The sequence below is a fragment of the Tropicimonas sediminicola genome (assembly GCF_900188335.1).
Classification (GTDB): domain Bacteria; phylum Pseudomonadota; class Alphaproteobacteria; order Rhodobacterales; family Rhodobacteraceae; genus Tropicimonas; species Tropicimonas sediminicola.
Map to the genome: position 1 here is coordinate 181,306 of NZ_FZOY01000004.1, position 19,433 is coordinate 200,738.

A 19,433-nucleotide genomic window follows, 5' to 3' on the forward strand; every position below is an offset into this window, starting at 1 on the left:
GAAGGACGGCCCCCATTCTTCCGATCTCGAGAGTGATTACTCGATGATCTTGGAGACGACGCCGGCGCCGACGGTGCGGCCGCCTTCGCGGATGGCGAAGCGGAGCTTCTCTTCCATCGCGATCGGGGCGATCAGCTCCACGGTGAACGACACGTTGTCGCCCGGCATCACCATCTCGGTGCCTTCGGCCAGCGTCACCGTCCCGGTCACGTCCGTCGTACGGAAGTAGAACTGCGGGCGGTAGTTGGCGAAGAACGGCGTGTGACGGCCACCCTCTTCCTTGGTCAGGATGTAGGCCTCGGCCTCGAACTTGGTGTGCGGGGTCACCGAGCCCGGCTTGCAGAGAACCTGGCCACGCTCGACGCCTTCACGGTCGACGCCGCGCAGCAGCGCGCCGATGTTGTCGCCGGCTTCACCGCGGTCCAGCAGCTTGCGGAACATCTCGACGCCGGTGCAGGTCGTCTTCTTGGTGTCGCGGATGCCGACGATCTCGATCTCGTCGCCCACGTTGATCACGCCGCGCTCCACACGGCCGGTCACGACCGTGCCGCGGCCGGAGATCGAGAACACGTCCTCGATCGGCATCAGGAACGGCTGGTCGACCGGACGGTCCGGGGTCGGGATGTACTCGTCGACCGCGGCGATCAGCTCGCGGATCGAGTTCTCGCCGATCTCCGGGTTGTTGCCTTCCATCGCGGCCAGGGCCGAGCCCTTGATGATCGGGATGTCGTCGCCCGGGAAGTCGTAGGAGGAGAGCAGCTCGCGGATCTCCATCTCGACGAGCTCCAGCAGCTCCTCGTCATCGACCTGGTCGACCTTGTTCATGTACACCACCAGCGCAGGCACGCCGACCTGGCGGGCCAGCAGGATGTGCTCGCGGGTCTGCGGCATCGGGCCGTCGGCGGCCGAACACACCAGGATCGCGCCGTCCATCTGGGCGGCACCGGTGATCATGTTCTTCACGTAGTCCGCGTGGCCGGGGCAGTCGACGTGCGCGTAGTGACGCGCGTCGGATTCGTACTCGACGTGCGCCGTCGAGATCGTGATGCCGCGGGCCTTCTCTTCAGGCGCGCCGTCGATCTGGTCGTAGGCCTTGAAGTCGCCGAAGTATTTCGTAATCGCAGCCGTCAGCGTCGTCTTGCCGTGGTCAACGTGACCGATCGTGCCGACGTTCACATGCGGTTTGTTACGCTGAAACTTTTCCTTTGCCATGATGGCGCCTCGTGAGTTGGGGGCTACCTTCGGCCCGTTGCACATCGCGCGCGAAGTATGTCGATTGGCGCCGGAAATCAAGCGCCTTCCAAACTTCCGGGCCGAAACGGCGCATCGCGGGGCCGGTCCGGGCGCCGCGCGCTCCGGACGCCCCGCCGATCTCACATGTAGGCGCCGAAGATCTCGAGGTCCTCGGCAAAGAGTTCGTGGATCCGTGCACGATCCTGTGGGGTGAGGTCGCCAGCGAAGGAACGCGACCGGCTGGTGGTGCGGCGGCCGACCTCGGGCACCGGGCCGATGGCCTCTGCCAGATCCGCGACGAAGTCCTCCACCTGCCCGGTGTTGTAGATCCGGTCGAAATAGGCGGGGTCGCGCCCGAGGAAATGGCTGAGCGGCTCGCAGTGATGCGCCACGACCCCGGACAGCGCGCGGTATTCCGGCAGGAACCGGATGAAGGTGCCGATGTCGGGGGCCTCCACCACGCCGCGGTCGCGCTGCTCGGGCGAGAGGTCGAGCGTGTTCAGGTCTCCGCGCGCCACGACCCGGTTGGCGTAGCACGACAGGAGCCGCGAGACCGGTTCGCGCACCACGCAGACCCGGCGATGCCCCGCGATCCGGTCATGCGGCAACTTCTCGAAAGGCACGAAGGGGTAGGCCGCGTTGTGGATGTGCCAATGCGTGCCGTTCTCGGTGTAGGGCTCGAACGGCCGTCCGTTCTCGATCTCGAAGAACAGGAACTTGAGGGAGGTGCTGGAGCACTTCGGCACGCTGATATAGCTGAACCCGTGCTGGTAGAGATGAACCGTCATCGCGCGCAAAGCCCCGGACGGCGCCGGGCAGAGCCCGCGTGGTCGCCTACTTCATCCACTGGCCGAAAATCTCCCGGTCCTCGGCGTAGATCTCCTCGATCCGCGCGCGGTCCTCTTCCGTGAGTTGCTTGGACACATCCGAGCTCGTGCTCTTCTGGGTGTGCGGCAGGCTGGGAGCTTCGCCCACCATGTCTGCCACGTATTCGACCAGCGTGGACAGCTCCCGCAGCGGGAAGATCTTGTCGAAAAAGGCCGGGTCGCGCCCCAGGAAATAGGACAGCGGCCTCGAGTGGTGCAGGAGCGTATAGGAGGATTCCTGGTATGCGGGCAGGTCGCGCACGAACTCCTGGATCGTGGGCGTCGTGGTCAAGCCCCGCTGCTCCAGGAACTGCGCGGCCTTCGGCTTCTCGAGAAGCCGCGCATCGATGACCTTGTTCGCGTAGCACGACACAAGCCGCCCGACAGGCTCCCGCACCACCGTGATCGTGCGATTGCGCCGGGTCATTTTCCGGTCGAGATCCTCGAACGGTATGCTCCTTGCGAGCTTGTGAATTCCGTAGGCCTGCCCGTTAATGTCAAATGCCTTGAACTCAAAGCCATTGTGAACCTCGAAGAAGAACTGCTTCAAGGACGTGCAAGCGCATTTGGGCACGCTGACATAAGTCAGTTTGTGCTTCTTGAGGTAGAGGGTCATGCCCGGGAACTCCTAGGAAACGTGTCCAGCCCCTCGTATCCGGGGGAGGGTTTGGCCGCAGGACTTTCAGAGAATTGAACCAAGATCAATTCTTTCGCGCGAACCACTCCGGATTGTCGCGCATCCACTCCTCGATCTGCCTCGCGCCATTGGCGGCGAGAGCGGCGACCTGTTCGTCACGGGACTTCGTGAGGCCGGAGCCGACGACGAACTCCTCGTCGAAGGACTCGAACACGGTGAACTGCTTCGGCTCGGCATTGATCTTGCCGCCGGCCTCGTCATCCCAGATCGAGGCCTCGATAATCATCGCCGACTTCGGCGCCAGCACCACCGGCACGCCAGGCACGGCGACCGAGTAGCCAAGGATGTTCACGGCGATGTGGTAGAACTGGTCCCCGGTGTAGCCGCTGAACCGCGCATCCAGCGCGTCCCGGTAGGCGCTTTCCCATTCTTCCACCGACACGTTGCGCGAGGGCTGAACCTGCTTGACGTTGTCGGCGACCACGACGATGTGGCCGAGCTTGAACTCGCCGAGGGGAATGCGTTCGGCCTGGGTGGCGGTTTCGGTGCTGCTGGCGCAACCGGCGAGCGCCGCGGCAGCGGCGAGTGCGAAGAGGCGGCGCGTCAGTCGTGTCATCCAGGGCTCCGTGCAGGTTCTGGTCGCAGGGTCCCACTGGCATAGCGGAGCCATGGCGCGCGCGCAATTTTCGCTTCGGGGTTTCCCGGGCCTGCCGTCGGGTCTATGTCTGCGGCGCAACAGGGAGTTTTGCGATGCAAGATGCGGATTTCGTCGGCCGGCTGCGGCTGGGTGTGAACATCGACCACGTCGCCACCGTGCGAAACGCCCGCGGCGGCGCCGTTCCCGACCCGCTGCGCGCCGCAAGGATCGCGGAGGCTGCGGGTTGCGACGGCATAACGGCGCACCTGCGCGAGGATCGCCGCCACATCAGCGACGCCGACATCGAGGCGCTGGCTGCAAACCTCTCGGTGCCGCTCAACTTCGAGATGGCCGCGACCGAGGAGATGCAACGCATCGCCCTGCGCCACCGCCCGCACGCCGTCTGCATCGTGCCCGAGAAGCGCGAGGAGCGCACCACCGAGGGCGGCCTCGAGGTCGCCAAGGACGAAAACCGTCTGGCCCATTTCATCGCCCCGTTGCGCGACGCCGGCTGCCGGGTGTCGATCTTCATCGCGGCCGACCGGCGCCAGATCGAGGCCGCACACCGGATCGGCGCGGCGGTGATCGAGTTGCACACCGGCGCCTATTGCGACGCCCACTCCGAGGGGCGCTTTGACGAGCGCGATGCCGAACTGGAGCGGTTGCGCGAGATGGCGGCCTTCGGCCATTCGCTCGGCCTCGAGGTTCACGCCGGCCACGGCCTGACCTACGACACCGTGAAGCCGGTCGCGGCCTTCCCCGAGGTGGTGGAACTCAACATCGGGCATTTCCTCGTCGGAGAGGCAATCTTTGTCGGGCTGGACGCCTCGATCCGGGAGATGCGCCGGCTGATGGACGAGGCGCGCAGCCCCGCGAGCGCCGCATGAGCACGGTCACGGAGGCAGAACGCAGTGCGCTGGCCGAATGCATCCACCGCGCCCGCGAGGCAAGCGACGTGGATGGCAAGGCCGGGATTTCGGCGGCCGTCCTGAAAGAGGGCGTGGTGATCGCCTGGGGTGACAACCAGGTCCATCTCGACAACGATATCACCCGCCATGCCGAGGTCGTCGCCATGGCCCGCGCGACCGCCGCGCTGGACACGCCGGACCTGTCGGGCTGCACCTTGCTGTCGACCTTGCAGCCCTGCGAGATGTGCCTCTCGGCGATGCGGTTCGCGGGTATCCGCAGGGTCGTCTTCGCCGCGACCAAGCCGCGTGTCGCGGCCAAGTATTTCGTGTTTCCCGAGCTGACGATCGAGCAGTTCGAAGGCGCGGACAAGGGCGCCTTCGAATGGGTCGGCGGGGTGCTGGAAGCCGAGGTGCTGGACCTCTACGCCGAGGGCGACGAGTAGATGATCCTCGGCATCGGCACCGACCTTGCCAATATCGAGCGGATCCAAGGTACGCTGGACCGTTTCGGCGACCGCTTCCGCAACCGCGTCTTCACCGAGATCGAACAGCGCAAGGCGGAGCGGAGGGCCGACACCGCCGGCACCTACGCCAAGCGGTGGGCGGCCAAGGAGGCTTGCTCCAAGGCGCTCGGCACCGGGCTGCGCATGGGGATCGCCTGGAAGGACATGGCCGTTTCCAACCTCGAGACCGGCCAGCCGGTCATGGCCGTCACCGGCTGGGCCGCCGAGCGGCTGGCCGAGATGACGCCGCCGGGCCACGAGGCGATCATCCATGTCACGCTCACCGACGATCACCCCTGGGCGCAGGCCTTCGTGGTGATCGAGGCGAGACCCCTGGCCGCACGGGACTGACCGTTCAGAACAGGAACATGTCGGCCTCGAGCTCGCCCGCACGCACATCCTCCAGCAGTACCTTGCCGGCGCCCGCCGTCACCAGCGCTCCGGCCTTGGTGTTGCTGATATCGAGATCCCGGAACCGTTCCGCCTCGCCCGCGACCAGCAGCCTGTCGCGCGCGACATCGAAATCGGTGATCGTGTCGCGCCCGCGATAATCGCCAAAGACGAAAAAGACGAAGGTGTCGCCCCCGCCCCCGCCGGTGAGCATGTCCCGGCCCGCGCCGCCGTCGATCAGGTCGGACCCCTTGCCACCATTGATGCTGTCCCGCCCGTTGCCGCCGGCCAGAACGTCCGCGCCGCCGCGACCCAGCACGAGGTCCTTGCCGTCACCGCCAAGGAACACGTCCCGCCCTCCGTCACCGTCGAATTTCAGGTTCAGCCGCAGGTTGAACCCGTCGCCCGTCGAAAAGAACAGCCCGTCCACGTTGATCCAGATCGCGTTGCCCCGGGTTTCGACATTCGCGTCCGGAAGATCGAGCGAATTGGTGCCGCCGACGAGGCTTGCCCCGCGCAGCGACAGCTGGTCGTCTTCCGCGAAGGCGGTCATGGTCAGCTTGTAGCCGTTGAACCCGGTCTCGTCGTCGACATTGGCAAAGACGCCGCCCTGCAAGGTCTCGTAGTGGACCGTCGTGCCCGTCAGATCGAAGCGGGCGGCCACGACGAAATACGGATCCCCGTTGATGTCGAGAAAGGACACATCGTCGAACTCGACAGCATCCTCGTCGATCCTCGACGTCACGGGACGGCTGGAAGGGGTTTGCATGTCAGGTGTGAATACCTGCAAGCGGGCCTTGGTGCCTTCAAACATCTCAAGTTCCAATCATTGCTTCGGGAATGAATATCGGCTCACGCACAGATCAACTTGCCGTGCCGCACCACTTCGGTCAAACGGCGATCCTCGCCGCCCGCCCCGCCACCGGCTTGACTCCCCCACCGCCCCCGACCATGAAGCGCCTTGCGCAAGGAGCGCAGGCAGGCACGGCAGGGAACAGGCATGGGCGACGCGGTCGAAGGCATCTGGGAAACGATCAAGACGGTCTTCTGGGCCCTGGTGATTGCCGGCGTCTTCCGCACGCTGTTCTTCCAGCCGTTCTGGATTCCCTCGGGTTCGATGAAGGACACGCTGCTGATCGGCGATTTCCTGTTCGTCAACAAGATGGCCTATGGCTATTCGCAGTATTCCTGCCCCTTCGGCCTCTGCCCGATCGATGGCCGGCTGATGGGTTCCGAGCCCGAGCGCGGCGACGTCGTGGTGTTCCGCCACCCGGTCAACGGCACCGATTTCATCAAGCGGCTGATCGGCCTGCCCGGCGACCGGATCCAGATGAAGGATGGCGTGCTGCACATCAACGATGAGCCGGTAGGAATGGAACCGGACGGGCTGTTCATCGAGGACATGGCCCCGCAGGGTCCGCAGCAGCTTCTGCCGCGCTGCTCCAACGACCCCGTCGGCCAGGGCGGCACCTGCGAAAAGGAACGTTTCATCGAGACCCTGCCGAACGGCACGAGCCACTCGATCCTCGACATCGGCCTCGGCCCGAACGACAACACCCCGATCTTCACCGTGCCCGACGGCCATTACTTCTTCATGGGCGACAACCGCGACAACTCCACCGACAGCCGGGTCAACCAGATCGCGCGCGGCGTTGGCATGGTTCCGGCCGAGAACCTCATTGGCCGCGCCGACCGGATCATGTTCTCCTCCGCCGGCAAGTCGCTGTTCTTTGTCTGGACATGGCGCCCGGACCGCTTCTTCAAGAGGATCGAGTGAAGCTTTCGGCGGAACTGAGAGCGTTTCAGGATCGTCTGGGGCATCGTTTCCGGCGCCCCGAGCTGCTGCTGCGCGCCCTCACCCATCCGTCGCTTGCCTCCGAGACCCGCCCGTCCAATCAGCGGCTCGAGTTCCTCGGGGACCGGGTGCTGAACCTGGTGATCGCCGAGGCGCTCTTCCTGCATGACCGCCTCGCCGACGAGGGCCAGCTCGCCCCGCGCTACAACGCGCTCGTGCGCAAGGAGACCTGCGCCGACGTCGCCCGCCAGATCGATCTCGGCGCGGCGCTGAAGCTCGGCCGATCCGAAATGATGTCCGGCGGGCGCCGCAAGAACGCGCTCCTCGGCGATGCGATGGAGGCGGTGATCGCCGCGGTCTATCTCGACGCCGGCCTCGACGCCGCAAAGCCGATCGTGCTGCGCCTTTGGGGCGAGCGGATCGAGGCGGCCGAGAGCCAGGCACGCGATTCCAAGACCGCGCTGCAGGAATGGGCCCAGGCCCGCGGCATGGCGCCACCGAAATACGTCGAGACCCGGCGCAGCGGACCGGACCACGCCCCTTCCTTCACCATCAGCGCCCGCCTCGAGAACGGCGAGGAGGCGACCGCCACAGCCGGTTCAAAGCGCCAGGCCGAACAGGCCGCCGCCACCGCGCTCCTCGAGCGGCTCGAGGCCTGACCCCGCCGCATCTGTACGAGAGCGCTGCGACATCGCGGCCCAATTGCTGCATTTCGGATACGCAATATATCTCCGAGGCAGCTACCCGCGCAGCCTCAGCCAGGAGAGACAGATGCCCAACGATCAGACCCTCAAGAACCTGCAGACCGCCCTCGAAATGGAGATGACCGCCGGTCACCAGTACCAGCTCCACGCCCAGGTGCTGGACGACTGGGGGCTGAACCTGCTCGCCGACAAGATGCGCGAGGAGATGCAGGAGGAGATCGGCCATTCCGACCTGTTCATGGAGCGCATCCTGTTCCTGGGCGGCACGCCCGAAATCCGCTTCCAGAAGCAGCCGAAGAAGGCCGATAGCCTTGAAGAGATGTTCCGGATGGACGCCGAAGACGAGCAGGAGGCCATCGAAGTCTATGCCCGCGGCGCCATGCAGGCGGCCGAAGTGGGCGATATCGGCAGCCGGACGCTGTTCGAGAAGATCGTGCTGGACGAGGAAGGCCACAAGGCCTGGCTCGACCTGCAGCTGAGCCTTATCAAGCGGCTCGGCGAGAAGGCCTACAGCGCCAAGTGGGTCTCATTTGCCGAAGAAAGCGACACCGAAGCCTGATCCGACACGCCGGGCGGGGACGCGCCTGCCGTTCCGCTGGCGCCCGGACGCCCGATGGCGTAAACCCCGGCTCTGAGCCGGAGGTTTGAAGCCATGTCCACACGTTGCGGATTCGTCGCCCTGATCGGAGAGCCCAACGCGGGCAAGTCCACCCTGCTGAATGCCATGGTGGGCGCGAAGGTCTCCATTGTCACCCACAAGGTGCAGACAACCCGCGCCCGCATCCGCGGCGTGGCGCTCGAAGGCGAGAGCCAGATCGTCTTTGTCGACACGCCGGGCCTGTTCCGCCCGCGCCGCCGGCTTGACCGCGCCATGGTGGCAGCCGCCTGGGGCGGCGCGGCAGACGCCGACATCGTGGTCCTGCTGATCGAGGCGCACCGCGGGCTGACCGAGGGCGTCAAGGCGATCCTGGAGGCTCTCAAGGAGCGCGGCTCCGGCCAGACGGTGGCGCTCGCGATCAACAAGATCGACCGGGTCAAGTCCGAGACCCTGCTCGCCCTGACCAAGGAGATGAACGAGGCCTATCCCTTCGTCGAGACCTACCTGATCTCGGCCGAAAAGGGCTACGGCGTCGACGACCTCCGCGAATGGCTCGCCGGCGCCCTGCCCGAGGGCCCCTGGCTCTACCCTGAAGACCAGCTCTCCGACCTGCCGATGCGGATGATCGCGGCCGAGATGACCCGCGAGAAGTTGACCCTGCGGCTGCACCAGGAACTGCCCTACCAGCTCACGGTCGAGACCGAGAACTGGGAGGAGCGCAAGGACGGCTCCGCCCGCATCGACCAGGTGATCTACGTCGCCCGCGACGGCCACAAGGGCATCGTGCTGGGCAAGGGCGGCGAGACGATCAAGGCCGTCTCGCAGGCCGCCCGCGCCGAGCTCGAGGAATTTCTCGACCGCAAGGTCCACCTCTTTCTGCAGGTCAAGGTCCGGCCCAACTGGCTGGAGGAAGCAGAGCGCTATTCCGAGATGGGCCTCGACTTCAAGGACGGCAATTCGTGAGCCGGCTGGCCTCGGGCCTCTGGGTTCAGGCCTACCTCATGCGCCTCCAGATCGAGACCATCCCGGCCTACGTGCTGGCCCATGGCGACGACACCGCCGGGGCGATCATGGTCAAGCTCAGCCCGCTCGACGGCACCGCACGGCTCTACCAGCGCATCATGGCGATGGACGGCACCCGCCCGTGGGACGTGCTGGCCGAAGGTCCCGAGCCGGAGGTCGACGCCCTGATCGCGCGCCAGCGCAAGACCGATCCCGATCTCTGGGTGATCGAGGTCGAAAGCCGCGACGGCCGCCATCTGCTGGACCAGCCCGGTCTCGACTGACGCCCCCCCCCTTTCGCCTGTCCTAAAGCCCCTCAGGGGAGAGACCCCGAACGGGGCGTGGAGGGCAGACGACTCGCCGCCCCTCTTCAGCCGCGCGCAGCCATGGACTTCCCCCGCATCCCCCGCCACGATGCGCGCCGGAGATACGGAGGTCGCTGGATTGGACTGGCGGGACGAAGGCGCAGTGCTGACCGTGCGACCGCATGGCGAGACCTCGGCGATCCTCGAGGTCTTCACCGCAGAGCATGGTCGCCATGCCGGCGTGGTGCGCGGCGGCACCAGCCGCAAGCTGACCCCGGTGCTGCAGCCCGGCGCACAGCTCTCGCTGGAATGGCGGGCGCGGCTGCAGGAGCATATCGGGGCCTTCCGGGTCGAACCGCTGAAATCCCGCAGCGCCGCCATCCTGAACGACCGCCTCGCCCTCTCGGCCCTGGGCGCGACCTGCGCGCTCCTGTCCTTCGCCCTGCCGGAACGCGAGCCGCATCCGGGCCTTTATGCTGCCACCCAGCACCTGCTGGACGCGCTCGGGACCGATCCGCGCTGGCCGGGGCTTTACCTGCTCTGGGAACGCGCCCTGATGGAGGAACTCGGCTTCGCGCTCGACCTGAGCGCCTGCGCGGTGACCGGCGCGACCGAGGGCCTCGTCTTTGTCTCGCCCCGGACCGGGCGCGCGGTGACCGCCGAGGGTGCCGGGGCCTGGTCCGACAGGCTTCTGCCGCTGCCGCCCTGCCTGCGCGGCGAGGCGGCGGAGAGCCCCGCCGAGATTCTCGAAGGGCTTCGGACCACCGGGCACTTCCTTGAAACCTGGCTGGCGCCGGCGCTCGGCGACCGCCCCTTGCCACCGGCCCGCCAGCGGCTCATCGACCTGCTCGCGCGCCAGGGAGTCCACCCATGAAGACCTTTGCAGAGATCCGCGACCTTGCCATCGCCCGCAAGGGCGAGGCCGCTTACGAGGCCGCGATGCCCGCTCCGCCCGACTGGCCCATGTCTGCGCTGCCGGACGACCGGCTGTTGTCCGAATTCACCAAGCGGGTTTTCCAGGCCGGGTTCAACTGGTCGGTGATCGAGAGCAAGTGGCCGGGGTTCGAGGCGGCCTTCCACGGCTTCGATATTGGCCGCAACGCGATGATGTCGGACGAGGATCTCGACGCCCACCTGCGCAACACCGACATCGTGCGAAACGCGGCCAAGATCCTGACGGTGCGCGACAATGCGGTCTTCCTGTCCGATCTCGCCCGCGCCCACGGCTCGGCCGCGGGCTACCTCGCCGCCTGGCCGATCGACGACACGATCGGCCTGTTCGACCTGCTGAAGAAGCGCGGGGCGCGACTTGGCGGTGTGACCGGCCAGTACGCGCTGCGCAACGCCGGCTATGACGCCTTCATCCTGTCGCGCTCCGTCCTGGCCGCGCTGAATGCGCATGGCGTGATCGATGGCGCGGCGACCTCCAAGGGAGCTCAGCGCAAGGTCCAGGCGGCGTTCAACGCCTGGCACGCCGAAAGCGGCGCGCGCCATGCCGTGATCAGCCGGACGCTGGCGCTCTCCGTCCCGGACTGAGCCCGGCCTTGCATTGCCGCCGCGCCTGTCGGAGACAGGGGCAAATCCCGGCCTCGCGAGGAATGCATGGAAGATATCTGGCTGTCCTATGCCAAGCGCCTGCAGGCGCTGGCCGCCACCGGGCTGCATTATTCCCCGGACGCCTTCGACCAGGAACGCTTTGCCGAGATCGACGGGATCGCGCGCGAGATGATCTCGCGTCTGGGCCAGGTGCCGGTGCAGCAGCTTGCGGGTCTGGCGGAGCCGCACGAGGGTTACGCCACGCCCAAGATCGACATCCGAGCCGCGGTGTTCCGCGAGGGACGTGTGCTGCTGGTGCGGGAGAAAGTCGACGGCCGCTGGACCATGCCGGGCGGCTTTGCCGATATCGGCTATACCGCGAGCGAGGTCGCGGTGAAGGAAACCTGGGAAGAGGCGACGCTCAGGGTGGAGGCCAGCAAGCTCTACGAGATCCGCCACCGCGCCAAGCAGCCCGGCGCGCCGGATTACCGCGATTTCTACAAGTTCTTCTTCCTGTGCACCCCGGAGGACGACGCTCCGCCGCAGGCCGGACCGGAAACCACCGATGCGCGCTTCTTCGACCCCGAAGACCTGCCGCCGATGTCCCTCGGCCGCTCCAGCCCCGCCGACGTTGCCCGGGCGCTGGTGCATCTCCGCGCGCCGCAGATGCTGACCGACTGGGATTGATTGCACCGATGGGGCGAGCCGGGGCGCTGCCCCGGCCCCGGGGATGTGTCCGGACAGAAGAAGGGGCGCCGGCGGCACTCTGGCCGGCCGACGCCCTGATGGCCGTGGCTCAGGTCAGCCCAGAAGCCGCCGCGCGATGACCTGCGCCTGGATCTCGGCGGCACCCTCGAAGATGTTGAGGATCCGCGCGTCACAGAGCACCCGGCTGATCGCATATTCCTGCGCGAAGCCGTTGCCGCCATGGATCTGCAACCCGTTATCGGCCGCGGCCCAGGCCACGCGGGCGCCAAGCAGCTTCGCCATTCCGGCCTCGAGATCGCAGCGCTGGTCGTGGTCCTTCTCCCAGGCGGAGAAATAGGTGAGCTGGCGCGCCACCATGATCTCCACCGCCATCATGGCGAGCTTGCCGGAGACGCGCGGAAACTCGATCAGCGCCTTGCCGAACTGCTTGCGGTCGCGGGCGTATTGCATCGCGATGTCGAGCGCGGATTGCGCGACGCCGACGGCGCGGGCGGCGGTCTGGATCCGCGCGGCCTCGAAGGTCTTCATCAGCTGCTTGAAGCCCTGCCCTTCTTCGCCGCCGAGCAGATTCTCGCCCTTGACGTGGAAGTTGTCGAAGCCGAGCTCGTACTCCTTCATCCCGCGATAGCCGAGCACCTCGATCTCGCCACCGGTCATGCCCTCGGTCGGGAACGGGTCCTCGTCGGTGCCGGGCGTCTTCTCGGCCAGGAACATGCTCAGGCCCTTGTGGTCGGTGGTGTTCGGATCGGTCCGGGCCAGCAGGGTCATCACGTGCGTGCGCGCCGCGTGGGTGATCCAGGTCTTGTTGCCCGTGACCTTGTAGTTGCCGTTCTCGTCCTTCACGGCGCGGGTCCTCAGGCTGCCGAGGTCGGAGCCGGTGTTGGGCTCGGTGAAGACGGCCGTGGGCAGGATCTCGGCGCTGGAAAGTTTCGGCAGCCAGTATTCCTTTTGCGCGTCCGTACCGCCCGCGAGGATCAGCTCGGCGGCAATCTCGGAGCGGGTCCCGAGGCTGCCCACGCCGATGTAGCCGCGCGACAGCTCCTCGGAGACGACGACCATCGACGCCTTGGAGAGACCGAACCCGCCATACTCCTCCGGAATGGTCAGACCGAAGACGCCCATCTCGGCCAGTTCCTCGATGATCTCCATCGGGATCAGCTCGTCCTTGAGGTGCCATTCGTGGGCATTGGGCTCCACGCGCTCCACGGCGTAGCGGCGGAACTGCTCGCGGATCATCTCCAGCTCGTCGTCCAGCCCGGTCGCGCCAACGGTGATGTTGGCGGATTGCTCCTGCATCAGTTCGACAAGCCGCGTGCGGGCGCGCTGCGAGTTGCCGTTCTGGCACAGCGCTTCGATCTCCGGCGTGTCCAGTTCAGCGAGCGCCGTGCGGTCGTCGAGCCCCATGTCGCGCATCCGGACGATCTCGCCCTGCGACATCGGAATTCCGCCGCGGATCTGCTGCAGGTACTCCCCAAAGGCGATCTGGTGGATCAGCTGCTCGATCTCGCCGAACCGGCCCTGGCCGTCGAGCCGCTCGGCCCAGGCCTGCATCTGGTTGAGCGACTGGGCATAGGTCGCCAGCCACGCCAGCCCGTGGGCGGCGGTCTGGTTCTGCTCCAGCAGCACGCCGGACACGCGGCCGTCCCGGGACACGCGATCGCGCACGGCCTCGCGGGCCTGGGCCAGAAGGGCATCCACCGGCGCCAGCGACTTCTCCGTCAGCGTCAGCAGGGTGTCGAGAATGGCGCCGCCGGCCTCGGCCTTGGGCAGATCCTGTCCATCGTGGGGCATGACTCGAATCCTCCGTCTTCGGGTTTCGAACCGGCATAGGCTGTTTGCAGGTGCAGCGCAACATAATTTCAATACGGGAGATCATTCATGCAAATTATGTCTCTCGCGATTTGCCTGTGCGCCCCGACCGAGATCGGATAAGGCCACGCCCATGGATACGTTTTCCCTTCCCGGCGGGCTCGGGCCGCTGTTCTTCGCCCTCGCCTGCGCGATCACGCTGCTCGCCGGCTTCGTCAAGGGCACCACCGGGTTCGCCATGCCGATGATCATGGTCTCGGGGTTGGCGTCGTTCCTGTCACCGGAGATGGCGCTGGCCGGTCTGATGCTGCCGACCCTGGTGACGAATGCGATGCAGGCGCTGCGCGATGGCCTGCGGGCGGCCATCGGGGCGGTTCGCGACTACCCGCGCTATTTCGCCGTGGCCGGGGTGTGTCTGGTGCTCTCCGGGCAGCTGGTGACGGCGGTCGACCCGCGGGCGATCTACGCGATGATCGGCGTTCCGATCACCTTCTTCGGCGTGGCGCAACTGCTCGGCTGGCAGGTGAGTATCCGGCCGGAGGCTCAGCGGCGCGCGGAGGCCCTGCTGGGGACGGTGTCCGGCGTGATCGGCGGGGTGTCCGGGGTCTGGGGACCGCCGCTGGTGATCTACCTGACCGCGATCGGCACCCCGAAGGCCGAACAGGTTCGGGTACAGGGCGTGGCCTTTGCGCTCGGCGCCGTGCTTCTGGTGGCGACGCACCTGCAGACCGGCGTGCTCAACGCGCGCACGATCCCCTTCTCGGCGCTTCTGCTCGCGCCGGCCCTGGCCGGCATGTGGCTGGGCCAGAGAGTGCAGGACCGGCTCGACCAGGCGACCTTCCGCAAGGCGACACTCTTCGTGCTGGTGCTGGCGGGGCTCAACCTCCTGCGCCGGGCGTTCACCTGATCCCGACAGGGACGGAAATGCAGAACGGCCCGGAGTGACCCGGGCCGTCCGTTTCAGCGTGACCGAGCTTGCGCCTCAGCCGATGGCGATGGCCTTCACTTCATCGGAGACATAGGGCAGGTACTGCTCGAAGTTCTCCTTGAACATGGCGACCAGCTTCCGGGCCTGTGCGTCGTAAGCCTCCTTGTCCTTCCAGGTATCGCGCGGATGCAGGAGGTCGGTCTCGATCCCCGGCACCTCGACGGGGACGTCGAAGCCGAAGAACGGATCCTTCTGGAAGGCGACGGTCTTGAGCGTGCCGTCGAGCGCGGCGGTGAGGAGCCCGCGGGTGGCCTTGATCGGCATCCGCTTGCCGGTGCCGTAGGCGCCGCCGGACCAGCCGGTATTGACCAGCCAGCAGGTGGAGCCGTGATCGTGCACCTGCTTCATCAGCAGGTCGCCATAGACTTCCGGACGGCGCGGGATGAAGGGCGCGCCGAAACAGGTCGAGAAGGTCGGCTGCGGCTCGGTCACCCCGCGCTCGGTGCCGGCCACCTTGGAGGTGAAGCCCGACAGGAAGTGATACATCGCCTGCTCCGGGGTCAGCTTGGCGATCGGCGGCAGAACCCCGAACGCGTCGCAGGTGAGCATGATGATGTTCTTGGGGTGACCCGCGACGCCGGTCGCCGAGGCATTGGCGATGTAGTTGAGCGGGTAGGCGCAGCGCATGTTCGGGGTCAGGCTGTCATCGTCGAAATCGAGCTTCAGCGAGTCGCCGTCATATACCATGTTCTCGATCACCGTGCCGAACATGCGGGTGGTCGCGTAGATCTCCGGCTCGGCCTCCTCCGAGAGGTTGATGGTCTTGGCGTAGCAGCCGCCCTCGAAGTTGAACGTGCCCTTCTTGTCCCAGCCATGCTCGTCGTCGCCGATCAGCACCCGGTTCGGGTCGGCGGAGAGCGTCGTCTTGCCGGTGCCGGAGAGGCCGAAGAAAACCGCCGCATCTTCGGGCTTGCCCGGCGCGTGGTTGGCAGAGCAATGCATGGCCATGACGCCCTTGCCGGGCAGCAGGTAGTTGAGCGTGGTGAAGACGGATTTCTTGTTCTCGCCGGCATATTCGGTGCCGCCGATCAGGATCAGCTTTTCCTTGAGGTTCAGCGCGATGACGGTCTCGGAGCGGCAGTTGTGGCGTTCCGGGTCGGCCTTGAAGGAGGGGATGTTGATGACCGTCAGCTCAGGAACGAAGCCGTCCAGCTCGACCCGTGCCGGGCGGCGCAGCATGTGACGCATGAAGATGCCGTGCCAGGCGTATTCTGTGATCATCCGCACGTTCAGCCGGTGTTCGAGATCGGCCCCGCCGTAGAGATCCTCGACGTAGTATTCACCGCCCTTCATGAACTCCAGCATGTCGGCCTTGAGGTTGGCAAAACCCTCCTCGGAAATGGCGGCGTTGTTGTCCCACCAGATGGTGTCTTCGGTCACCTCGTCGCGCACCACGTGCTTGTCCTTGGGCGAGCGGCCCGTGAACTTGCCCGTGCTGACCAGTATCGTACCGCCCAGGCCGATCCTGCCCTCGCCCTTCCGGATGGCCTCTTCCATCAGCTGGCTGACCAGCAGGTTGTAGTGGATGGCGCCGACCCCGGTAATACCTTGATCCTCAAGGCGCATCGCCTGGTTAACACGTCCAGTCGTCATTCGCTCGCTCCCAAAACCGCCTTCGCGGTCGTCCAGTTCCTTGCAAAACAAACGGCAGGCGACGTGCCTGCCAGCAAGGCCGATGCGGCCCCGCAAGATTCGTATAACACCGGGAATTCGATCTTGGACTGCGACAAGTGCCACTGGTTAGCGCGAACATTTCAAGGCGTTTGCCGCGCGCAAAAAAAAGAGGGCGGTAAAAACCGCCCCCTTCCTCATTTCAATGCGGTCACGCTTCGGGACGAACCACGTCCTCATGCGCCAGTTCCCACTGGTCGGGGGAGCGCCACAGCCGCGAGCGCAGGAGTTCGCGTTCGAAGATGAACTCCTTCGGAAGCCGGTCGAAGAACTTGTCGAACTGCTCTTCGTGGGCGTGGGCTTCCTTGGCGCCGGCTTCGCGGCCGACTTCCATCAGCTGGTAGAACTTCTCGGACGGGAAATCGAGCCCGGCCCATTCGAGGTCCTCGTGACGCGGCATCCAGCCGATCGGGCTTTCGACTGCGTAGCCACGGCCGTGGACGCGATCGACGATCCACTTCAGCACCCGCATGTTCTCGCCGAAGCCCGGCCAGATGAACTTGCCGTTGTCGTCCTTGCGGAACCAGTTGGTGCGGAAGATCCGCGGCGGGTTCGACACGCGGCGGCCGATGTTCAGCCAGTGCCCGAAGTAGTCGGCCATGTTGTAGCCGCAGAAGGGCAGCATCGCCATCGGGTCGCGCCGCATCGCGGCCTGGCCGATCGCGGCGGCAGTGGCTTCCGAGCCCATGGTCGCGGCGAGGTAGACGCCGTGGCTCCAGTTGAAGGACTGGAACACCAGCGGCATGTCCTTGCTCATCCGTCCGCCGAACACGAAACCGGCGATCGGCACACCGGCCGGGTTTTCCCACTCGTCATCGATGGACGGGCAGTTCGCGGCAGGCGCGGTGAAGCGGGCGTTGGGGTGCGCCGCGGGGGTATCGCTGTCGGGCGTCCAGTCGTTGCCTTTCCAGTCGATCAGGTGCGCCGGCGGCTCCTTGGTCATGCCTTCCCACCAGACGTCGCCATCGTCGGTCAGCGCGCAGTTGGTGTAGATGACGTCCTTCTTGATCGTCTCGACGGCGGTCGGGTTGGAAGCCTCGTTCGTGCCCGGGGCCACGCCGAAGAAGCCCGCCTCGGGGTTGATCGCGCGGAGTTCGCCGCCCGGCCCCTTCTTGATCCAGGCGATGTCGTCGCCGACGGTCGTGACCTTCCAGCCTTCGAAGCCCTTCGGCGGCACCAGCATGGCGAGATTGGTCTTGCCGCAGGCGCTCGGGAAGGCGGCGGCGAGGTAGGTTTTCTCGCCTTCGGGAGACTCGATGCCCATGATCAGCATGTGCTCGGCCATCCAGCCTTCATCGCGGGCCATCACGGAAGCGATGCGCAGCGCCAGGCACTTCTTGCCGAGCAGGGCGTTACCACCGTAACCCGACCCGTAGGACCAGATCTCGTAGGTCTCGGGGAAGTGGACGATGTATTTCTTCTGGATGTCGCTTTCGCAGGGCCACGGCACGTCTGCCTGGCCGGGCTCGAGCGGCGCGCCGACGGAGTGCATGCAGGGGATGAAATCACCATCCTCGCCAAGCGAGTCGAGGACGGCCTGACCCATGCGGGTCATGATGCGCATGTTGGTGACCACGTAGGCGCTGTCGGAGATCTGGACGCCGACCTTCGCGATCGGGGAGCCGATCGGACCCATGCTGAACGGGATGACGTACATCGTCCGCCCCTTCATGCAGCCGTCGAACAGGCCGTTCAGGGTCTCGCGCATTTCGGACGGGTCGGCCCAGTTGTTGGTCGGGCCGGCGTCGTTCTTGCTGTTCGAGCAGATGAAGGTCCGGTCCTCGACACGACCGACGTCCGACGGGTGAGACCGGGCGAGATAGCTGTTGGGGCGCTTCTCGGGGTTCAGTCGGATGAAGGTCCCTGCATCCACCATCTCCTGGCAGAGCCGATCGTACTCTTCCTGAGACCCGTCGCACCACACGACCTTGTCGGGCTTGCAAAGGGCCTGCATCTTTTCGACCCACTCAAGCAGTCGGGCATTTTTGGTCGGTTTGGCCGTGAGAGCTTCCATGCTTTCCTCCTAGGATGCAGCAACGCTGCGCAGGCTTGCTCCGATTGCTCCCCCAATCGCGTGGGGGTGGCTCATCCGGAGCGCGTTCCCCTCGGGCCGCATATCCCTGCGCCGCCTGCCGCTCATATATCACCTGCCAGACGCAAATGAACCGTCACAGGGCCCGATTGTTAGCGCCACCATGTCGCTGTTTCCGGTTCTGAATGACGGGGTTTCGCGCATTACATGCCACGGTATACTTTTTGCATGTCCGCCATGCCGTGGCCGCCATGTGATGTAATTTAGTCATTCGTTTCCGAAATTGCGGTCACCTGAGCCCGCCAAACATGCACGATTCGCATTCATTGTTGATTCCTGTGCGGCGACACATGAAAATGTGACAAAAGTGGAACATGAGCAGTACGAGGAATACCCGCCATGTCGCGCATCGCGCTTGTTGACGACGACAGGAACATCCTGACCTCCGTTTCCATGACCCTCGAAGCCGAGGGTTTCGAGGTTGAAACCTACAACGACGGCCAGTCCGCCCTGGACGCCTTCAACAGAAGGCTCCCCGACATGGCCGTGCTCGACATCAAGATGCCCCGGATGGACGGAATGGACCTTCTGCAGCGCCTGCGCCAGAAGACCTCGATGCCGGTGATCTTCCTGACCTCGAAGGACGACGAGATCGACGAGGTGCTCGGCCTGCGGATGGGCGCGGACGACTACGTCAAGAAGCCCTTCTCCCAGCGGCTTCTGGTGGAACGCATCCGCGCGCTGCTGCGCCGGCAGGAAGCGATCTCCGCCGACGAGGCCGGGGAGCCCGAGACCTCGCAGGTGCTGGTGCGCGGCGAGCTGACCATGGACCCGCTGCGCCATTCGGTGAGCTGGAAAGGCCTGGACGTCTCCCTCACCGTGACGGAGTTCCTGCTGCTGCAGGCGCTCGCGCAGCGTCCGGGGTTCGTCAAGAGCCGCGACCAGCTGATGGATGTCGCCTACGACGATCAGGTCTACGTGGACGACCGCACGATCGACAGCCACATCAAGCGCCTCCGCAAGAAGATGCGCAGCGTCGATCCGGAGTTTTCCGCCATCGAAACGCTTTACGGAATCGGGTATCGTTATAACGAAGAGTGACCCTCTGCCC

General features: G+C 65.7%; 21 protein-coding genes. 13 read left to right on the forward strand and 8 right to left on the reverse strand.

The window, feature by feature from the left end; genetic code table 11:
• Window positions 1–36: 36 nt before the first annotated feature.
• The 4 genes from tuf to CHB86_RS11840 form a co-directional block, all read right to left on the reverse strand.
• Window positions 37–1,212, reverse strand: coding sequence for an elongation factor Tu (gene tuf / locus CHB86_RS11825; RefSeq protein ID WP_089233262.1), 1,176 nt, complete (start codon window positions 1,210–1,212; stop codon window positions 37–39).
• 161 nt (window positions 1,213–1,373) lie between these two features.
• Window positions 1,374–2,021: a sulfotransferase family 2 domain-containing protein gene (locus CHB86_RS11830; RefSeq protein ID WP_141134887.1), complete on the reverse strand. Its 648-nt coding sequence runs from the start codon at window positions 2,019–2,021 to the stop codon at window positions 1,374–1,376.
• A gap of 46 nt (window positions 2,022–2,067) precedes the next feature.
• Window positions 2,068–2,715 carry a sulfotransferase family 2 domain-containing protein gene (locus CHB86_RS11835; RefSeq protein WP_089233264.1) on the reverse strand — a complete coding sequence of 216 codons (648 nt, stop codon included), beginning with the start codon at window positions 2,713–2,715 and terminating at the stop codon, window positions 2,068–2,070.
• 85 nt (window positions 2,716–2,800) lie between these two features.
• Complete coding sequence (locus CHB86_RS11840) at window positions 2,801–3,352, reverse strand: hypothetical protein (RefSeq protein WP_089233265.1); 552 nt, start codon at window positions 3,350–3,352, stop codon at window positions 2,801–2,803.
• 134 nt (window positions 3,353–3,486) lie between these two features.
• On the opposite strand from CHB86_RS11840, the gene CHB86_RS11845 reads away from it, so the two are divergent.
• The 3 genes from CHB86_RS11845 to acpS are packed head-to-tail and all read left to right on the forward strand — an operon-like array spanning window position 3,487 to window position 5,135.
• Entirely contained in the window at window positions 3,487–4,260 is a 774-nt protein-coding gene (locus CHB86_RS11845) for a pyridoxine 5'-phosphate synthase (protein ID WP_089233266.1), read from the forward strand.
• Window positions 4,257–4,724: a nucleoside deaminase gene (locus CHB86_RS11850; RefSeq protein ID WP_089233267.1), complete on the forward strand. Its 468-nt coding sequence runs from the start codon at window positions 4,257–4,259 to the stop codon at window positions 4,722–4,724. The genes CHB86_RS11845 and CHB86_RS11850 overlap by 4 nt, the downstream gene beginning before the upstream one ends.
• Entirely contained in the window at window positions 4,725–5,135 is a 411-nt protein-coding gene (acpS, locus tag CHB86_RS11855) for a holo-ACP synthase (RefSeq protein ID WP_089233268.1), read from the forward strand.
• Between the two features lie 4 nt (window positions 5,136–5,139).
• Here acpS and CHB86_RS11860 read toward each other — a convergent pair whose 3' ends face one another.
• Window positions 5,140–5,919, reverse strand: a complete 780-nt coding sequence (locus tag CHB86_RS11860) for a calcium-binding protein (RefSeq protein WP_141134888.1) — start codon at window positions 5,917–5,919, stop codon at window positions 5,140–5,142.
• Window positions 5,920–6,174: 255 nt separating this feature from the next.
• Between CHB86_RS11860 and lepB the strand changes: the two genes are divergently transcribed.
• The 8 genes from lepB (at window position 6,175) to CHB86_RS11900 (ending at window position 11,801) form a co-directional block, all read left to right on the forward strand.
• Window positions 6,175–6,951 (forward strand): signal peptidase I, encoded by a 777-nt coding sequence (gene lepB, locus CHB86_RS11865; protein ID WP_089233270.1) that lies wholly within the window; start codon window positions 6,175–6,177, stop codon window positions 6,949–6,951.
• Window positions 6,948–7,628: a ribonuclease III gene (rnc, locus tag CHB86_RS11870; protein ID WP_089233271.1), complete on the forward strand. Its 681-nt coding sequence runs from the start codon at window positions 6,948–6,950 to the stop codon at window positions 7,626–7,628. Before lepB ends, rnc begins: the two co-directional genes overlap by 4 nt.
• 112 nt (window positions 7,629–7,740) lie before the next feature.
• A complete protein-coding gene (locus CHB86_RS11875) occupies window positions 7,741–8,232 on the forward strand; it encodes a bacterioferritin (RefSeq protein ID WP_089233272.1) in 492 nt (163 codons plus the stop codon).
• Between the two features lie 93 nt (window positions 8,233–8,325).
• Complete coding sequence (gene era, locus CHB86_RS11880) at window positions 8,326–9,234, forward strand: GTPase Era (RefSeq protein ID WP_089233273.1); 909 nt, start codon at window positions 8,326–8,328, stop codon at window positions 9,232–9,234.
• Complete coding sequence (locus CHB86_RS11885; RefSeq protein WP_089233274.1) at window positions 9,231–9,557, forward strand: DUF1491 family protein; 327 nt, start codon at window positions 9,231–9,233, stop codon at window positions 9,555–9,557. Before era ends, CHB86_RS11885 begins: the two co-directional genes overlap by 4 nt.
• A gap of 160 nt (window positions 9,558–9,717) precedes the next feature.
• Entirely contained in the window at window positions 9,718–10,452 is a 735-nt protein-coding gene (gene recO, locus CHB86_RS11890) for a DNA repair protein RecO (RefSeq protein ID WP_089233275.1), read from the forward strand.
• Window positions 10,449–11,114 (forward strand): DNA-3-methyladenine glycosylase I, encoded by a 666-nt coding sequence (locus CHB86_RS11895; protein ID WP_089233276.1) that lies wholly within the window; start codon window positions 10,449–10,451, stop codon window positions 11,112–11,114. The genes recO and CHB86_RS11895 overlap by 4 nt, the downstream gene beginning before the upstream one ends.
• 66 nt (window positions 11,115–11,180) lie before the next feature.
• A complete protein-coding gene (locus CHB86_RS11900; RefSeq protein WP_089233277.1) occupies window positions 11,181–11,801 on the forward strand; it encodes an NUDIX hydrolase in 621 nt (206 codons plus the stop codon).
• Between the two features lie 114 nt (window positions 11,802–11,915).
• Here the strand turns inward: CHB86_RS11900 and CHB86_RS11905 are convergent, their stop codons facing one another.
• Window positions 11,916–13,613 carry an acyl-CoA dehydrogenase family protein gene (locus tag CHB86_RS11905; protein WP_089233278.1) on the reverse strand — a complete coding sequence of 566 codons (1,698 nt, stop codon included), beginning with the start codon at window positions 13,611–13,613 and terminating at the stop codon, window positions 11,916–11,918.
• A gap of 151 nt (window positions 13,614–13,764) precedes the next feature.
• Here CHB86_RS11905 and CHB86_RS11910 point away from each other — a divergent pair, with 151 nt between their 5' ends.
• The gene (locus CHB86_RS11910) at window positions 13,765–14,538 is read left to right on the forward strand and encodes a sulfite exporter TauE/SafE family protein (RefSeq protein ID WP_089233279.1); all 774 of its coding nucleotides are present in this window, start codon (window positions 13,765–13,767) and stop codon (window positions 14,536–14,538) included.
• A 75-nt stretch (window positions 14,539–14,613) separates the two neighbouring features.
• On the opposite strand, the gene CHB86_RS11915 is transcribed toward CHB86_RS11910, so the two are convergent.
• On the reverse strand, window positions 14,614–16,212 hold the full coding sequence (locus tag CHB86_RS11915) for a phosphoenolpyruvate carboxykinase (protein ID WP_089233280.1): 1,599 nt from the start codon (window positions 16,210–16,212) through the stop codon (window positions 14,614–14,616).
• A gap of 229 nt (window positions 16,213–16,441) precedes the next feature.
• A complete protein-coding gene (locus CHB86_RS11920; protein ID WP_089233281.1) occupies window positions 16,442–18,304 on the reverse strand; it encodes a phosphoenolpyruvate carboxykinase (GTP) in 1,863 nt (620 codons plus the stop codon).
• A 417-nt stretch (window positions 18,305–18,721) separates the two neighbouring features.
• Between CHB86_RS11920 and CHB86_RS11925 the strand changes: the two genes are divergently transcribed.
• Window positions 18,722–19,423: a response regulator transcription factor gene (locus CHB86_RS11925; RefSeq protein WP_089233282.1), complete on the forward strand. Its 702-nt coding sequence runs from the start codon at window positions 18,722–18,724 to the stop codon at window positions 19,421–19,423.
• Window positions 19,424–19,433: the final 10 nt, after the last annotated feature.

What these genes read in the sequence shown, in the direction of transcription:
- CHB86_RS11830 (WP_141134887.1), bottom strand. Translation starts at nt 2,021, where the DNA reads ATGACGGTTCATCTCTACCAGCACGGGTTCAGCTATATCAGCGTGCCG.
- CHB86_RS11910 (WP_089233279.1), top strand. Translation starts at nt 13,765, where the DNA reads ATGGATACGTTTTCCCTTCCCGGCGGGCTCGGGCCGCTGTTCTTCGCC.
- tuf (WP_089233262.1), bottom strand. Translation starts at nt 1,212, where the DNA reads ATGGCAAAGGAAAAGTTTCAGCGTAACAAACCGCATGTGAACGTCGGC.
- CHB86_RS11920 (WP_089233281.1), bottom strand. Translation starts at nt 18,304, where the DNA reads ATGGAAGCTCTCACGGCCAAACCGACCAAAAATGCCCGACTGCTTGAG.
- era (WP_089233273.1), top strand. Translation starts at nt 8,326, where the DNA reads ATGTCCACACGTTGCGGATTCGTCGCCCTGATCGGAGAGCCCAACGCG.
- lepB (WP_089233270.1), top strand. Translation starts at nt 6,175, where the DNA reads ATGGGCGACGCGGTCGAAGGCATCTGGGAAACGATCAAGACGGTCTTC.
- CHB86_RS11895 (WP_089233276.1), top strand. Translation starts at nt 10,449, where the DNA reads ATGAAGACCTTTGCAGAGATCCGCGACCTTGCCATCGCCCGCAAGGGC.
- CHB86_RS11915 (WP_089233280.1), bottom strand. Translation starts at nt 16,212, where the DNA reads ATGACGACTGGACGTGTTAACCAGGCGATGCGCCTTGAGGATCAAGGT.
- CHB86_RS11875 (WP_089233272.1), top strand. Translation starts at nt 7,741, where the DNA reads ATGCCCAACGATCAGACCCTCAAGAACCTGCAGACCGCCCTCGAAATG.
- CHB86_RS11850 (WP_089233267.1), top strand. Translation starts at nt 4,257, where the DNA reads ATGAGCACGGTCACGGAGGCAGAACGCAGTGCGCTGGCCGAATGCATC.
- CHB86_RS11925 (WP_089233282.1), top strand. Translation starts at nt 18,722, where the DNA reads ATGTCGCGCATCGCGCTTGTTGACGACGACAGGAACATCCTGACCTCC.
- CHB86_RS11840 (WP_089233265.1), bottom strand. Translation starts at nt 3,352, where the DNA reads ATGACACGACTGACGCGCCGCCTCTTCGCACTCGCCGCTGCCGCGGCG.
- CHB86_RS11900 (WP_089233277.1), top strand. Translation starts at nt 11,181, where the DNA reads ATGGAAGATATCTGGCTGTCCTATGCCAAGCGCCTGCAGGCGCTGGCC.
- acpS (WP_089233268.1), top strand. Translation starts at nt 4,725, where the DNA reads ATGATCCTCGGCATCGGCACCGACCTTGCCAATATCGAGCGGATCCAA.
- CHB86_RS11835 (WP_089233264.1), bottom strand. Translation starts at nt 2,715, where the DNA reads ATGACCCTCTACCTCAAGAAGCACAAACTGACTTATGTCAGCGTGCCC.
- CHB86_RS11845 (WP_089233266.1), top strand. Translation starts at nt 3,487, where the DNA reads ATGCAAGATGCGGATTTCGTCGGCCGGCTGCGGCTGGGTGTGAACATC.
- CHB86_RS11905 (WP_089233278.1), bottom strand. Translation starts at nt 13,613, where the DNA reads ATGCCCCACGATGGACAGGATCTGCCCAAGGCCGAGGCCGGCGGCGCC.